A 13838-nucleotide genomic window follows, 5' to 3' on the forward strand; every position below is an offset into this window, starting at 1 on the left:
GGAGCGGGGGCGGGTGGGCGTGCACGCACAGGAAGGCCGCTCGCCCGGTGGCGACGCCCCCGAGGGCTATGACAAGTACGCCTTCGAACCCTTCGCCGTCACCGTCGACCTCGCCGTCCTGACCGTCCGCGCGGGCGAGCTCGAGGTGCTGCTCGTCGAACGGGGGCAGGAACCGTACGCCGGCCGCTGGGCGCTGCCCGGCGGCTTCGTGCTGCCGAAGGAGTCCGCGGAGACGGCCGCCCTGCGCGAACTGGCCGAGGAGACCGGTGTCCCGGACCTCTCCTGCCTCCATCTGGAACAACTGCGGACCTACAGCGAACCCGACCGTGACCCGAGAATGCGGGTCGTCTCCGTCGCGTTCGCCGCGCTGCTCCCCGACCCTCCCGAGCCGCACGGCGGCGGGGACGCGGCGCAGGCCCGGTGGGTGCCGTACGGCTCGGTCGGCGCGCTCGCCTTCGACCACGACCGCATCCTCGCCGACGCCCACGAACGCGTCGGCGCCAAGCTCGAGTACACCTGTCTGGCCACGTCCTTCTGCCCGCCCGAGTTCACCCTCGGTGAGCTGCAACGGGTCTACGAGACGGTGTGGGGCGCCGTCCTCGACCGGCCCAACTTCCGGCGCAAGGTCCTCGCCACGCCCGGGTTCGTCGAACCGGTCCCGGGGGCCGCGCGCCTCACCGGAGGCCGCGGCAAACCCGCCGCGCTCTACCGCGCGGGCGGCGCCACCGCCCTGCAGCCACCCCTGCTGCGTCCCCCTTCGGAAGGACGTCCCTCATGACCACCACCTCGACGCTCGCGAAGCACGCCGCCACCGGTTCCCTGCTCGGCCTCGCCCTCGGCGACGCGCTGGGCTTCCCGACCGAGTTCAACGACGTCCCCTCGATCCTGGCCAAGTTCGGCCCCTGGCGGGAGATGAGTCTGCCGCGGCCCGCGATCGTCACGGACGACACACAGATGACGCTGGCGCTGGGGCGGGGACTGCGTACGGCGATGGACCGCGGCCTGCTCACACCGCTGCGGATGGAACGGCCGGTGCGCGAGGAGTTCGTGGACTGGTACCAGTCGCCCGACAACAACCGTGCGCCCGGCCGCACCTGCCTCGTGGCCTGCAACCTCCTGAAGACCGAGGGCCGGCCCTGGCAGGAGGCCAGCCAGATCGGCTCCAAGGGGTGCGGGGCCAACATGCGAGTGGCGCCGGTCGGGCTCGTACGGGGGCTCAGCGACGAACAGCGTTCGGGCGCCGCGCAGTTGCAGGCCGCGCTCACCCACGGCCATCCCACCGCGCTCGCCGCCTCTGACCTCACCGCGCACGCCGTGTGGCTCCTCGCCGGAGGCGCCGAGCCGACCGAACTGATCGGCCTCCTGCGCTCGTACGCCCAGGAGAACCGCGGCCGCTACCTCTCCCGCTGGCTCGGTGACCTGTGGACCCGCAGCCAGGACCCCACGCCGGAGCACTTCATCGGACGCGGCTGGGACGAGTGCCTCGAGGTCCTCGACCGCCTTCAGGACGCCGTGCGCACCGCCTCGCCCGAGAGCGACCCGTGCCTGGCCACCGGCGCGGGCTGGATCGCCGAGGAGGCGCTCGCCACCGGACTGCTCTGCTTCCTGCAGTTCGTCGACGAGCCCGTCACCGCGCTGCGCCGTGCGGCCTGCACCTCCGGCGACTCCGACTCCATCGCCTGCCTGACGGGCGCGTTCGCCGGCGCCCACCACGGCTCCGACGCCTGGCCGACGGAATGGGCCGACCGCATCGAGTACCAGAGCGACCTCATGTCGCTGGGGGCGCTCTGGGATGCCTGAGAGACGTCTCTGGGATGCTTGAGCGATGATCGACGACGTCCTGGACATCGACCTCGCGGCCGTGGTGGCCGAGCAGCCCGACCCGCTGCTGTTCGCCACCGTCTCCGGGGCGCACTTGTACGGCTTCCCCTCGCGCGACTCGGACGTCGACCTCAGGGGCGTACACCTGCTGTCGGCGGCCGAACTGGTCGGCCTGCGCGAGCCGGACGAGACCCGGTCGCGGATGTGGGACCGGGACGGCGTCGAGATGGACCTCGTCACCCACGACCTGCGCAAGTTCGTACGGCTGATGCTGCGGCGCAACGGCTATGTGCTGGAGCAGCTGCTCTCGCCCCTGGTCGTGCACACCGGGGAGGCGCACCGCGAGCTGGTCTCGCTCGCCCCCGGGGTCCTCACCTCCCACCACGCCCACCACTACCGGGGTTTCGCGGCGACCCAGTGGCGCCTCTTCGAGAAGACCGGTGAACTCAAGCCGCTGCTCTACACGTTCCGGGTGCTGCTCACCGGCATTCATCTGATGCGCAGCGGCGAGGTGCAGGCCGATCTGCGTACGTTGGTCGCCGAGGTCGGGGAGGCTCCCGGGTATCTGTCCGACCTGATCGTGGCGAAGGCGGAGCGGGAGCACGGGGACGCGGACGTCGACCACGCGCGCGTGGCGGCCGACGTGGAGCGGTTGCACGAGGTGCTGGACGCGGCGCAGGGCGCCTCAGCGCTGCCGGACGCTCCGTCCGCGTACGACGCCCTGCACGCGTTCGTCGTCCGGGTCCGGCTGGAGAGTCCGGGGGGCTTCGGAGTCCGCGCGGAGGGCTGAGGCGCGGCGGGTGCGCAGGAGGAAGTCCTCGACGCGGGCGTGGTCCGGTTCGGCGGGCAGAGGGCTGTGGGCGGCTGCCTCGTCCACCTCGGTCGCGAGTCGGGACATCCAGGCCTCGACCTCCGGCCAGGGGACCTCACCGCGCTTCACCGCGAGCAGCTCCTCGCGCCGGGGGCCGACGTCGATCGTCAGCGAGCCGGTGCGCAGCAGGTCACGGGAGCTCATGAGGAGGCGCAGGAGATGCATGGCGTGTTTCCAGCGCGGGGCGCCGTGCTGCCGGACGTCGGCGTCCAGCTTCTTGCGCTGGCCCAGGGCGTAGCGGGCGAACGTGTCGTGCGCCCGGCGGGAGAGGAACGCCTCGCGCAGGGCGAGGAGTTCGCGGCCCGTGTCGTCGACGTACTCGACGAGAGGGGAGTGCAGGCACTCCAGGATGTTCGGGTTGGCGCGCAGCGCGAGGGTGCAGAAGCGTTCGAGTTCCCAGCTGAACTGTTCCTCGGCCGGGCCTTCGACGTGCGTCGGGGGCTTCTCGAAGCGCCAGAAGAGAGGGGTCGGCGCGAGGAACACACCGCGGCGGTCCGTGTCGCTGCCGTCCGTGGCCAGCCCGAAGGCGCGCGAACCCATCACGCAGGAGTAGATCGTGTGGTCGCGCACCAGGGACACCGGGGTCTCGGAATGCATGTCCTGGAGCGTACGTGCCCGCTCACACCAGGAAGATCGATTTTCCCTTCACCGTGATCTTCTTCGCGGGCAGGGGACGCGGGGCCGGGCCGTGGACCACCGAGGCGTCGGTGATGCGGTACTTGCTGCCGTGGCAGGGGCAGTCGATGGTGCCGTCGGCGACCTTGTTCACCGTGCAGCCCTGGTGGGTGCAGATCGCCGAGAAGGCCTTGAACTCGCCCTTCTTCGGCTGGGTGACCACGACCTTCTCTTCCTTGAAGACCTTGCCGCCGCCGACCGGGATGTCACTCTTCTCGGCGAGTTCCTTGCCTGCTGAGGGCTTGGCGATCGGGGAGGTGGTCGCGGTCGGGGAGGAAGCCGACGAGCTGTTGCTGTCGCCGTACTTGCTGCATCCCGCGAGCAGGAAGGCCGCGCCCGTTCCGAGCACCGTGCGCCGCGTCGGGGGGTTCGTCATGTCGTCACTCCGAACGTGCGGAAGAACCAGAGAGCCGACGTCAGCCAGATGGCCGTGAGGACGACGAAGACGAGTCCTCCGACCAGGGGCAGCAGCCAGCCGGGCAGTCGCTCCGAGCGGAGCAAGAGCATTTTGGCACTAAATGCACCGAAGAAGAAGCAACCCAGGAGCGAGTGCCACATCACCCTCGGTTCGTACGTCTGATAGCCCAACGCGTACAGGCAGTGCACCGCGACCGGCACCGCCACCAGGAACGCCACCCGTCCCGACCAGCGGTGCAGCGTCGGCGCCCAGCTCGGCCCGGGCAGCTTCCCGTAGACCATGAACGCCGAGACCAGCTGGACTAGCGCGAAGGCGAACGCCGTCGTCGCCAGCCACGACTTCACCGCGCCCGTGCTGCTGAACCCCGCGAGGTTGAAGGCGGTCCCCGCAGGGTGGTGCGTCTTGCCGTAGGCGCCGAGGCCGACCGCGACCGCCGCGGCGACCAGGGCCGGGACGAGATAGCGGGCCGCGCCCGGGCGGCGGTGGGCGGGCGGGGGAGAGGGGAAGCCCTGGGTGGCGGCGTTCGGATCCACGGTCATATCGGTTCCCGATCAGGAAAGGGCCAGGAAAGGGTTCGCGAACGGATCTTGGAGCGACGGATCTTGGGGCGACGGGTCATGGGGTGACGGGTCATGGGGTGACGGGCGAGGCGGTGAGTGTCTGTCCGTCGACCGTCACGGTGCCGGTCTCCGGGTCGATCGTCGGCGCCGCCGCGGGCTTGCCGTCGCGGTCGAGGATGCCGACCTGCTTGCCGCCGGGCAGCACGATCCAGCCGCCGTCGAGTTTGGCGCCGCGCACCGTGGCGGTGGCGCGGTAGAGCCCGGACGGCTTGACCGCCTTGTCGGCGGTGAAGGCGTAGCGCTGCCCGCCGAGGTCGACGGTGCCGCGGATGCTCCTGCCGTCCTTGAGCGTGCCGTTCAGTTCGGCGCCGTGCTTGCCGGTGAGCTTCATGGTGCCGTCGTCCTTGACGTCGCCCTTCAGCCACGACTCCTTGCTCCGGCCGTCGCAGAAGTACGCGATCGCCTTGCCGCCCCGCAGGGAGACGGCGACCGCGGAGGAGTCGTCGTCGGTACGGCCCGCGTAGTCGGCGTTCGGCGGCGTCCTCTTCGAGGGAGGCGGCGCGCTCTTCGAAGCGGACGGGGGGCTCGACGAAGGCGGCGTACCGGTGGGCGACGGGCTCGCCTGGGGTGGGGCGCTGGGTGAGGCCTCCTGGGACGACGAGGACGCGTTCTTCGTCCCCGCCGTCGCGTTGAGCGTCAGCATGAAAACGGCGAGCAGCAGCCCCGCCAGAAGGGTGAGCAGCGGTCCTGGGCGCTTCATACGGGCCATGTGTGGGCCTCCCCCGAGGCGAGTCTCCTGCCATGAGAGCGGACCGGTGCCCCGGCGTCCAGAGGCGCACGGGTGTGTTCTCACTACAAGTAGCGGGATAGGGCGATTCAGGTGACATTGGCGGAGACCGGCGCCGGGCGGTGACCTGCCCCGGTCGCACTCCCGAAAGACACTCCCCGGACACTTCCCGAAACCCACTCTCGAAAGGCGTGACCATGGCGGGTAACGATCTCGGCGGCCTGCTCGGCGGTCTCCTCGGCGGAGGCGGACAGGCCGGAACCGGCGGTTCCGGCGCGGGCGACATCCTCGGCGCGCTGCTCGGCTCCCTGGGCGGCGGCGGCGGTGGCCAGGCGGCCGGCGGCAATCCCCTGGGCGGCCTGCTGGAGATGCTCACCAAGTCCGGCCTGATGGACCAGGCGCAGTCGTGGATCGGCACGGGCGAGAACAAGCCCGTCAGCGGTGAGCAGATCGCTCAGGCCCTGCCCGATGACACCCTCCAGGAGGTCGCCGCGCAGTCCGGCGTCAGCCCGCAGGAGGCCGCGGACCAGATCGCCCAGCACCTGCCCCGGGCGGTGGACAAGCTGACCCCGAGCGGAGAGCTGCCGCAGGCGGGTGCCTCCCTGGAGGACCTCATCAGGCAGCAGTCGTTCTGAGACGTGCTCCCTGTTTTCGTGCGCGGCGACCGTGTTTTCGTGCGCGGCGACCGTCTCGTCAGGCGGGCGCCGCGCACTGGCGCCTCGCGGCCTGACTACGCTGGTGTGACAGGACGAGACACGACGACATACGACGAGATACGACCAGTACGTAGCTCGGCTCAGCGAGGAGTGACACCGTGGCGGTACGAGCGGTCCGGGGCGCCGTCCAACTGGAACGGGACGAGGCCGGCCACATGGACGAGCAGGTCAGCGAGCTGCTCACCGCCATCCTGGAGCGGAACGGTCTCACCACCGACGACCTCATCAGCATCTGGTTCACCGCGACGCCCGATCTGCACAGCGACTTCCCGGCGGCCGCCGCCCGCAAGCTCGGCATCGTCGACGTGCCGCTGATCTGCGCGCAGGAGCTGGACATCGAGGGCGCGATGCCCCGGGTCGTACGGGTCCTCGCGCACATCGAGTCCGACAAGCCCCGCGCCGACATCGCGCACGTCTACCTGGGCGCCGCGGGCGCGCTGCGCAAGGACATCGCCCAGTGAGAACCGCGCTCGTCATCGGAACCGGGCTGATCGGCACGTCGGCGGCCCTCGCGCTCTCCCAGCGGGGCGTCGTCGTCCACCTCACCGACCACGATCCGGAGCAGGCCCGTACGGCGGCCGCGCTCGGCGCCGGCACCGACCAGGCGCCCGGCGGGCCGGTGGACCTCGCGATCGTGGCGGCCCTGCCGGCGCACGTGGCGGCGACGCTCGCGGACGCCATGCGGCGCGGGGTCGCGCGCGGCTACCTCGACGTGGCGAGCGTCAAGGGCGGACCGCGCCGCGAGCTGGAGGCGCTCGGCCTCGACCTCTCCACGTACATCGGTTCGCACCCCATGTCGGGCCGTGAGAAGTCGGGCCCGCTGGCCGCGACCGGCGATCTCTTCGAAGGCCGCCCCTGGGTCCTCACCCCCACCCGGGACACGGACACCGAGGTCCTGAACCTCGCTCTCGAGCTGGTGTCGCACTGCCGTGCCGTCCCCGTCGTCATGGACGCCGACGCCCACGACCGCGCGGTCGCGCTCGTCTCCCACATGCCGCACCTGGTGTCCAGCATGGTCGCCGCGCGCCTGGAGAACGCGGAGGAGGCGGCGGTACGGCTCTGCGGGCAGGGCATCCGTGACGTGACCCGGATCGCGGCCTCCGACCCGCGGATGTGGATCGACATCCTGTCCGCGAACCCGGGCCCGGTCGCCGACCTCCTCGCGGACGTCTCCGCCGACCTCGACGAGACGGTCCAGGCCCTGCGCGCCCTCCAGTCCTGCGACGAGGCCAAGCGGCGCGAGGGCGCCGGCGGCATCGAGGACGTCCTGCGCCGTGGCAACGCGGGCCAGGTCCGCGTCCCCGGCAAGCACGGTGCCGCTCCGCTGACGTACGAGACGGTGGCCGTCCTCATCGACGACCAGCCCGGCCAGCTGGCCCGCATCTTCGCCGACGCGGGGGCCGCCGGAGTCAACATCGAGGATGTACGCATCGAGCACGCGACCGGGCAGCAGGCCGGCCTCGTCCAGCTGATGGTGGAGCCGAAGGCGGCGCCGGTGCTGAGCACGGCACTGCGGGAGCGGGGCTGGGCGCTGCGGCAGTAGGTCCTGTCGTCAAATTCCCGTCGTCCGCCCGCAGGGCAGACGGGAATTTGACGACAGGACCTAGGACCGTCGTCCGGCACGGGGCCGGACACCGCGGCAGTGGCGCCGGGTGACCGACCCCGGGAAGGGTCAGTAATACGGGGTCCGGGGAGCCAGTAACCTTGTGCGGGGCGCGATCGTGCCCCGCACAGACCTCCACCCCGCACCAGGAAGGTGTTCCCACCGTGGAAAACGGCGCCGCCCGGCCCGCCCCGGCAGTGATTGTCGCCATCGACGGCCCCTCCGGCACGGGCAAGTCGAGCACCTCGAAGGCCGTGGCCACGCAGCTGGGTCTCAGCTACCTGGACACGGGTGCGCAGTACCGGGCGATCACCTGGTGGATGGTGACCAACGGCATCGACATCACGGACCCGTCCGCGATCGCCGCCGTGGCCGGGAAGCCGGAGATCATCTCCGGGACCGACCCGTCCGCGCCGGCCATCACGGTCGACGGGACCGACGTCGCGGGACCGATCCGTACGCAGGAGGTCACCTCCAAGGTGAGCGCGGTCAGCGCGGTGCCCGAGGTGCGCGCCCGGATCACCGAGCTGCAGCGCTCGATCGCGGCCGACGCCGAGCTGGGCATAGTGGTCGAGGGACGCGACATCGGCACCACCGTGCTGCCGGACGCCGATCTGAAGATCTTCCTCACCGCCTCCCCGGAGGCACGTGCCGCCCGGCGTAGCGGTGAGCTGAAGGGCACGGACATCAAGAGCACCCGCGAGGCCCTGCTCAAGCGGGACGCCGCCGACTCCAGCCGTAAGACCTCCCCGCTCGCCAAGGCGGACGACGCGGTCGAGGTGGACACCTCCGACCTCACCCTCCAGCAGGTCATCGAGTGCGTCGTCACCCTCGTCGAGGAGAAGCGGGTCGCCACGTGACCGCACCCTCCGAGAGAGGCGCCGAGGTAGGGCGCCGTATCGGCGTCGGCCTGATGTACGGGCTGTGGAAGCCGCGCGTGCTCGGCGCCTGGAAGGTCCCCGCGACCGGCCCGGCGATCCTCGCCGTGAACCACTCACACGCCATCGACGGCCCGATGGTCATGGGCGTGGCGCCCCGCCCCACCCACTTCCTGATCAAGAAGGAAGCCTTCATCGGCCCGCTCGACCCCTTCCTCCTCGCCATCGGCCAGGTGAAGGTGGACCGTGCGACCACCGACCGCACCGCCATCACCGACGCCCTCGGCGTCCTGTCGTCCGGTGGCGTGCTCGGGATCTTCCCGGAGGGCACCCGCGGTGAGGGCGACTTCGCCTCGCTGCGTGCCGGACTCGCGTACTTCGCGGTCCGCAGCGGGGCGCCGATCGTCCCGGTGGCGGTGCTGGGAAGTTCCGAGAAGAGCAGCCGGTTGACAAAGGGGCTGCCGCCGCTGCGCAGCCGGGTCGACGTCGTCTTCGGAGACCCCTTCGAGGCGGGCGACGGCAGCGGACGGCGGACCCGCAAGGCGCTGGACGAGGCGACCGCCCGCATCCAGAAGCAGCTGAGCGCCCATCTGGACCATGCCAGGCGTCTGACCGGACGCCCGGAAAACGCCGGGCGCCCCACCGGGCACTAGGCGACACTTGAGTAGTGGATCACCCGATATACGGGCGGTCCACCGATCACCACGAATGAACGACGAGGTACGGACTTCATGAACGACCACATCCAGCCCGACGGCTCGGCCGGCCCGGCCGAGCACGAGCACGGGGCGCTTGGCGATGCCGAGTACGCGGAGTTCATGGAGCTCGCCGCGGAAGAGGGCTTCGACATCGAGGACGTCGAGGGCGCGATCGACGAGGCGGGCCACGGCCCGCTGCCCGTCCTCGCCGTCGTCGGCCGGCCCAACGTCGGCAAGTCGACCCTGGTGAACCGGATCATCGGCCGCCGCGAGGCCGTCGTCGAGGACAAGCCCGGCGTCACCCGCGACCGCGTCACCTACGAGGCCGAGTGGGCGGGCCGCCGCTTCAAGCTCGTCGACACCGGCGGCTGGGAGCAGGACGTCCTCGGCATCGACGCGTCCGTGGCCGCGCAGGCCGAGTACGCGATCGAGGCCGCCGACGCGGTCGTCTTCGTCGTCGACGCCAAGGTCGGCGCGACCGACACCGACGAGGCGGTCGTACGCCTGCTGCGCAAGGCCGGCAAGCCCGTCGTCCTGTGCGCCAACAAGGTTGACGGCATGAGCGGCGAGTCCGACGCCTCGTACCTCTGGGCCCTAGGTCTCGGCGAGCCGCACCCCGTGTCCGCGCTGCACGGCCGCGGCACCGGCGACATGCTGGACGCCGTCCTCGAGGCGCTGCCCGAGGCTCCGGCGCAGACCTTCGGCACCGCGGTGGGCGGCCCCCGCCGCATCGCCCTCATCGGCCGCCCGAACGTCGGCAAGTCCTCCCTGCTGAACAAGGTGGCGAACGAGGACCGTGTGGTCGTCAACGAGGTCGCGGGCACCACCCGTGACCCGGTCGACGAGCTCATCGAACTCGGCGGGATCACCTGGAAGTTCGTCGACACGGCGGGCATCCGCAAGCGCGTCCACCTCCAGCAGGGCGCGGACTACTACGCCTCGCTGCGTACGGCCGCCGCCGTCGAGAAGGCCGAGGTCGCGGTCATCCTGATCGACGCGTCCGAGACCATCTCCGTACAGGACCAGCGCATCGTGACGATGGCCGTCGACGCGGGCCGCGCGATCGTCCTCGCCTTCAACAAGTGGGACACCCTCGACGAGGAGCGCCGCTACTACCTGGAGCGGGAGATCGAGACCGAGCTCCTCCAGGTGGCGTGGGCGCCCCGGGTGAACGTCTCGGCGCGCACCGGCCGGCACATGGAGAAGCTCGTCCCCGCGATCGAGACGGCCCTGGACGGCTGGGAGACCCGTGTCCCGACCGGCCGTCTGAACGCCTTCCTCGGCGCGCTCGTCGCGGCCCACCCGCACCCGGTCCGCGGCGGCAAGCAGCCCCGCATCCTCTTCGGAACGCAGGCCGGCACCAAGCCCCCGCGGTTCGTGCTCTTCGCCTCCGGGTTCATCGAGCACGGCTACCGGCGTTTCATCGAGCGCCGGCTGCGTGAGGAGTTCGGCTTCGAGGGGACGCCGATCCACATCTCCGTACGGGTGCGCGAGAAGCGCGGCACCAAGAAGAAGTGACGTAGAGACAGGTAAGGGGCGGTTCCCATGGGAGCCGCCCCTTACCTGTTCCACCGTTTCCGCTCAGAGCCCTCTGCGGGGCGCCGGCGGCAGCGCGGCCGGGATGTGGTGCAGGCCTGTGCTGTCCTGACGTGCCACCGCCTGCCAGACGCCGGTCGTCGACGCGCCGTGACCGAGCTGCGAGCCGCCGTTGCGCGCGGAGTACGCCCCCGCGCTGTACGAGCTGTACGACGAGGGATACGAGGACCCGCCGTACGCGCTCGAACCCTGCGTCAGGGTCCCGAAAGCCGTGAAGCCGAGCTGGTCCTCGCCGTGGCGGTCGCCGGGCAGGGCCTTGAAGGATCTGACCCACTCGGCGTAGAGCGCGTCATAGATCGGCGTGGCCGATGGGCCGAGCGGAGGATCCTGAGCCGCTCGCGCGGCCGGGATCGGATGGAAGGGCTGGCGGCGGGGGGCGTCGTAGGTGTGCACGTATGTGCCAACGACCCCGCAGCCCAACAGATGCGGTCACACCTTTGCTTGAGCCCGCCCCGTCAGGGGCGCGGGGAACTGCGCGCTCGGCCCCATAGGACCCGCAGCGGGCGACGCACACGCAGCCCCCTGTCTCTTAGGGGCGCGAGGAATTGCGCGACCAGCCACGACGGACCGCACAGGATGACGCACCGCAGCTCCCCGGCTCAACCCAGTGGAACGCTCACGTTCCGGCGAGCGGCATCGCGGCGGCCACCAACTTTCCGTTCGCCGCGGCCTTGTCCAACGCGTCCCGCAGCAGATCCTCCCGCGGCTGCCGCCCGATCGACCCGACCGGCGCCGCGAACAGCAGTACCTGCTGGTGCTTGTTGGCGGCCGCCCGCCAGCTCTCCGTGACCTGGAGCGCCTGGTGCGCCTGCCACCACGCGACCGACGACCCGCCCCCGGTGCCCGGCTGCAGCACGGCGTGCAGCTGCCCCATGGCGAGCAGCACGGACCATCCGTGCAGCACCGGCGGCACCGAACTCAGCTCGGTCACCGGCATGAACCCCTGCTCGATGAGGAGCGGTAGGAAGTCGTCGCCGATGTCCGTCGAGCCGGGCCGCACGATGGGCCCGGTCGGCTCGACGACGAGCGCGGGGTGCAACTCGCCGTTGATCAGGACGAGTCCGCTGGTGACGCCGAGCACGGCCTGCTCGGGCGCGGCCTGGGCGGGCACGCTGTCGGGGTGGATCGAGCGGACGGCGCCCTGCAGTTGCTCCTCGGTGACCTGGACGACCTGTGAGGGCAGGCAGGTGGCGTGGGCGAAGGCGAGGACGGCGGTCTCGTCGCCGATGAACAGGACGGTGCTGGTGCGCTCCTGTTCCGAGTCGCCAGGGGTGCGGCAGGACGTGCAGTCGTAACTGCCGGGGGCGTTCTCTCCGGCGAGCAGCCGGTCGGCTTCTTCGTCGCCGATCTCGGCGCGTACGTCGTCGCTGACGTCGAGCATGCGCGGCACGGGTGGCTCCTCGGGATGCGGTGCGTGGCGATGCCGGGTGGCTCCCGGCCCATGAATCCGGGGGTCCCGGCTCATGAAGATGACAACGGGCGATCTGTGGCCGGAGTCACGCCCGGGAGGGAACGGAATCGAACCATCCGACGCACAGGGTGATCCCTTGTGCGGAATCTGTTACTCCGAGCCAACTTCGCGGGTGCTCAAGGAAGTTGGTTCCGTGAAGTGAGTCACAGGTCACTTGAGCGGCTGGTCGACAAATCCTGAAATCAGCCTATGAAGTGGGTGGCTGAAAATCGCCGATACCCGCGGTAACTGTGAACTGGCCTCGAATGACATGGAGTTGGTTGATATCGGGGCGACCACCTCCATAGATTTCTCGGCCGTGTGCACAGAGCACCGCTCGGGTACGTCCGCCGGCCGAACCGTACGACTGGTTCGCAGCACCACCTCCGGCGGACGGGGCGGAGCACGACGACCGCGTCCTACGCGCAGGAAGTCGCGCCCCGCCTTGGGGGATCCCGGGTGTTTCGAGAGGGAACTACATGTCCGCATGTGCCGATAACACTCGTAAGGTTCGTACGACGCGTACGACGGCGGTCCTCGCCGGGGCGGCTCTGCTCGCCCCGCTCGGACTGCTCGCCGCGACCGGCAACGCCGCCGCGGCCGACAGCGGAGTGTGGGACCGCATCGCCAAGTGCGAGAGCGGCGGGAACTGGCACATCAACACCGGCAACGGCTACTACGGAGGACTGCAGTTCTCCGCCGGCACCTGGCGGGCGTACGGCGGTACGGCCTACGCGTCGACCGCCGACAAGGCCTCCAAGGCCGCCCAGATAGCCGTTGCCACCAAGGTCCAGAACGCACAGGGATGGGGCGCCTGGCCCACCTGTTCGGCGCGGGCCGGAGCGTACGGCGGCGCACCCGCGTCCTCGGGCGCCGTGTCGTCCGGAGGGTCGGCGACGACGAAGTCGGCGCCCAAGGCGGCACCCGGGTCGACGTCGAAGTCGGCCTCCAAGTCGGCTCCCACCGAGTCGAGGGCCAAGTCGGCCCCCGCGCAGGCGTCGGAGGCACCGGCGCGCGCATCCGGCCACACGAACCGCGCCGCGTCCCGCGGTGACTACACCGTCCGCGGCGGCGACACCCTGAGCGGCATCGCGGAGCGGCAGGGGACGACCTGGCGGAAGATCTACGCCGCCAACCGGGCGGTCATCGGCGGTGACCCCGACCTGATCATGCCCGGGCAGCGGCTCGACCTCTGAGCCCGGCCGCACCCCGGCTCCACCCCGGGGCCCACTTGGTCCTCCGACCGGGTGGGACACCGGGCGCGGCGGGGCCGACGCGCCCGGTGTGCTGATTAGCGTGACCCGATGCACCTCGAGCCGACGCAGTCGCCCCTGTTGAGCAAGCGCATGCGGTACATGGCCGTGACCTTGGTCGCCGCCATCCTGGCCGTCCTCGTCCCCGCGAGGGCGGCCGTCGCGTCTCCGTCGCCGTTCGCCGGCCCGCGGGCGGGGCGGGTGTCGTACGACTGTGCGCGGGACCGTTGGCCCTGGGACTGCCTCGCCGAGTGCGAGAGCGGCGGGCGCTGGGACGCGAACACCGGAAACCACCACTACGGAGGGCTGCAGTTCGCGCAGCGCACCTGGGTGGCGTTCGGCGGCCTGGCGTACGCCCCGCGCGCGGATCTGGCGTCGCGAGCGGCGCAGATCAAGGTTGCCAAGCTGGTGGTGGACGTCCAGGGATGGGGCGCCTGGCCGGTCTGCGCCAAAAGGTGCAGACTCCGGGACGTACAGGTGTGATGAGCCCGGGTCAGACGTTCTGGTACCGG

The 13838-nt window shown here is 71.0% G+C and carries 17 protein-coding genes; 11 read left to right on the top strand and 6 right to left on the bottom strand.

What is annotated here, in order from left to right; genetic code table 11:
* The first annotated feature begins 13 nt into the window (after window positions 1–13).
* Genes OG819_RS25640 through OG819_RS25650 form a run of 3 tightly spaced genes read left to right on the top strand, consistent with a single transcriptional unit; the run spans window position 14 to window position 2611 of the window.
* Window positions 14–778, top strand: coding sequence for an NUDIX domain-containing protein (locus OG819_RS25640; protein WP_266623592.1), 765 nt, complete (start codon window positions 14–16; stop codon window positions 776–778).
* Complete coding sequence (locus OG819_RS25645; protein WP_266623590.1) at window positions 775–1800, top strand: ADP-ribosylglycohydrolase family protein; 1026 nt, start codon at window positions 775–777, stop codon at window positions 1798–1800. The genes OG819_RS25640 and OG819_RS25645 overlap by 4 nt, the downstream gene beginning before the upstream one ends.
* 28 nt (window positions 1801–1828) lie before the next feature.
* A complete protein-coding gene (locus OG819_RS25650) occupies window positions 1829–2611 on the top strand; it encodes a nucleotidyltransferase domain-containing protein (protein WP_266634204.1) in 783 nt (260 codons plus the stop codon).
* Here the strand turns inward: OG819_RS25650 and OG819_RS25655 are convergent.
* The 4 genes from OG819_RS25655 to OG819_RS25670 form a co-directional block, all read right to left on the bottom strand.
* The gene (locus OG819_RS25655) at window positions 2507–3289 is read right to left on the bottom strand and encodes a nucleotidyltransferase domain-containing protein (RefSeq protein WP_323138117.1); all 783 of its coding nucleotides are present in this window, start codon (window positions 3287–3289) and stop codon (window positions 2507–2509) included. The genes OG819_RS25650 and OG819_RS25655 overlap by 105 nt on opposite strands.
* Window positions 3290–3311: 22 nt before the next feature.
* Window positions 3312–3743 carry a Rieske (2Fe-2S) protein gene (locus OG819_RS25660; RefSeq protein WP_266623589.1) on the bottom strand — a complete coding sequence of 144 codons (432 nt, stop codon included), beginning with the start codon at window positions 3741–3743 and terminating at the stop codon, window positions 3312–3314.
* Window positions 3740–4324, bottom strand: coding sequence for a DUF6529 family protein (locus OG819_RS25665; RefSeq protein WP_266623587.1), 585 nt, complete (start codon window positions 4322–4324; stop codon window positions 3740–3742). Before OG819_RS25665 ends, OG819_RS25660 begins: the two co-directional genes overlap by 4 nt.
* A 91-nt stretch (window positions 4325–4415) precedes the next feature.
* Window positions 4416–5105, bottom strand: coding sequence for a hypothetical protein (locus OG819_RS25670; RefSeq protein ID WP_266634202.1), 690 nt, complete (start codon window positions 5103–5105; stop codon window positions 4416–4418).
* A 224-nt stretch (window positions 5106–5329) separates the two neighbouring features.
* Here OG819_RS25670 and OG819_RS25675 point away from each other — a divergent pair, with 224 nt between their 5' ends.
* The 6 genes from OG819_RS25675 to der all read left to right on the top strand — a co-directional run bounded on the left by OG819_RS25675 (window position 5330) and on the right by der (window position 10545).
* A complete protein-coding gene (locus OG819_RS25675) occupies window positions 5330–5767 on the top strand; it encodes a YidB family protein (protein ID WP_266623586.1) in 438 nt (145 codons plus the stop codon).
* A gap of 179 nt (window positions 5768–5946) precedes the next feature.
* Window positions 5947–6309: a chorismate mutase gene (aroH, locus tag OG819_RS25680; RefSeq protein WP_266415663.1), complete on the top strand. Its 363-nt coding sequence runs from the start codon at window positions 5947–5949 to the stop codon at window positions 6307–6309.
* A complete protein-coding gene (locus OG819_RS25685; RefSeq protein WP_266651258.1) occupies window positions 6306–7391 on the top strand; it encodes a prephenate dehydrogenase in 1086 nt (361 codons plus the stop codon). The genes aroH and OG819_RS25685 overlap by 4 nt, the downstream gene beginning before the upstream one ends.
* Before the next feature lie 224 nt (window positions 7392–7615).
* On the top strand, window positions 7616–8311 hold the full coding sequence (cmk, locus tag OG819_RS25690; RefSeq protein ID WP_266651259.1) for a (d)CMP kinase: 696 nt from the start codon (window positions 7616–7618) through the stop codon (window positions 8309–8311).
* Window positions 8269–8982 carry a 1-acyl-sn-glycerol-3-phosphate acyltransferase gene (locus OG819_RS25695; RefSeq protein WP_266623580.1) on the top strand — a complete coding sequence of 238 codons (714 nt, stop codon included), beginning with the start codon at window positions 8269–8271 and terminating at the stop codon, window positions 8980–8982. The genes cmk and OG819_RS25695 overlap by 43 nt, the downstream gene beginning before the upstream one ends.
* Window positions 8983–9060: 78 nt before the next feature.
* On the top strand, window positions 9061–10545 hold the full coding sequence (gene der, locus OG819_RS25700; protein WP_266651260.1) for a ribosome biogenesis GTPase Der: 1485 nt from the start codon (window positions 9061–9063) through the stop codon (window positions 10543–10545).
* 63 nt (window positions 10546–10608) lie between these two features.
* On the opposite strand, the gene OG819_RS25705 is transcribed toward der, so the two are convergent.
* A complete protein-coding gene (locus OG819_RS25705; protein WP_266651261.1) occupies window positions 10609–11016 on the bottom strand; it encodes a hypothetical protein in 408 nt (135 codons plus the stop codon).
* 223 nt (window positions 11017–11239) lie between these two features.
* On the bottom strand, window positions 11240–12013 hold the full coding sequence (locus OG819_RS25710; RefSeq protein ID WP_266415675.1) for a hypothetical protein: 774 nt from the start codon (window positions 12011–12013) through the stop codon (window positions 11240–11242).
* Window positions 12014–12552: 539 nt separating this feature from the next.
* Here OG819_RS25710 and OG819_RS25715 point away from each other — a divergent pair.
* Together OG819_RS25715 and OG819_RS58610 are read left to right on the top strand one after the other, a co-directional pair.
* Entirely contained in the window at window positions 12553–13269 is a 717-nt protein-coding gene (locus tag OG819_RS25715) for a transglycosylase family protein (RefSeq protein ID WP_266623576.1), read from the top strand.
* A 108-nt stretch (window positions 13270–13377) separates the two neighbouring features.
* Window positions 13378–13809, top strand: coding sequence for a transglycosylase family protein (locus OG819_RS58610; RefSeq protein WP_323138116.1), 432 nt, complete (start codon window positions 13378–13380; stop codon window positions 13807–13809).
* The last annotated feature ends 29 nt before the right edge of the window (window positions 13810–13838 follow it).

The sequence above is a fragment of the Streptomyces sp. NBC_01549 genome (assembly GCF_026339955.1).
In the GTDB taxonomy this organism is placed as follows: domain Bacteria; phylum Actinomycetota; class Actinomycetes; order Streptomycetales; family Streptomycetaceae; genus Streptomyces.

Coding starts and splice junctions, on each gene's coding strand:
- OG819_RS25665 (WP_266623587.1), bottom strand. CDS start 4,324: ATGACCGTGGATCCGAACGCCGCCACCCAGGGCTTCCCCTCTCCCCCG.
- OG819_RS25670 (WP_266634202.1), bottom strand. CDS start 5,105: ATGAAGCGCCCAGGACCGCTGCTCACCCTTCTGGCGGGGCTGCTGCTC.
- OG819_RS25660 (WP_266623589.1), bottom strand. CDS start 3,743: ATGACGAACCCCCCGACGCGGCGCACGGTGCTCGGAACGGGCGCGGCC.
- OG819_RS25675 (WP_266623586.1), top strand. CDS start 5,330: ATGGCGGGTAACGATCTCGGCGGCCTGCTCGGCGGTCTCCTCGGCGGA.
- OG819_RS25655 (WP_323138117.1), bottom strand. CDS start 3,289: ATGCATTCCGAGACCCCGGTGTCCCTGGTGCGCGACCACACGATCTAC.
- OG819_RS58610 (WP_323138116.1), top strand. CDS start 13,378: ATGCACCTCGAGCCGACGCAGTCGCCCCTGTTGAGCAAGCGCATGCGG.
- OG819_RS25715 (WP_266623576.1), top strand. CDS start 12,553: ATGTCCGCATGTGCCGATAACACTCGTAAGGTTCGTACGACGCGTACG.
- der (WP_266651260.1), top strand. CDS start 9,061: ATGAACGACCACATCCAGCCCGACGGCTCGGCCGGCCCGGCCGAGCAC.
- OG819_RS25645 (WP_266623590.1), top strand. CDS start 775: ATGACCACCACCTCGACGCTCGCGAAGCACGCCGCCACCGGTTCCCTG.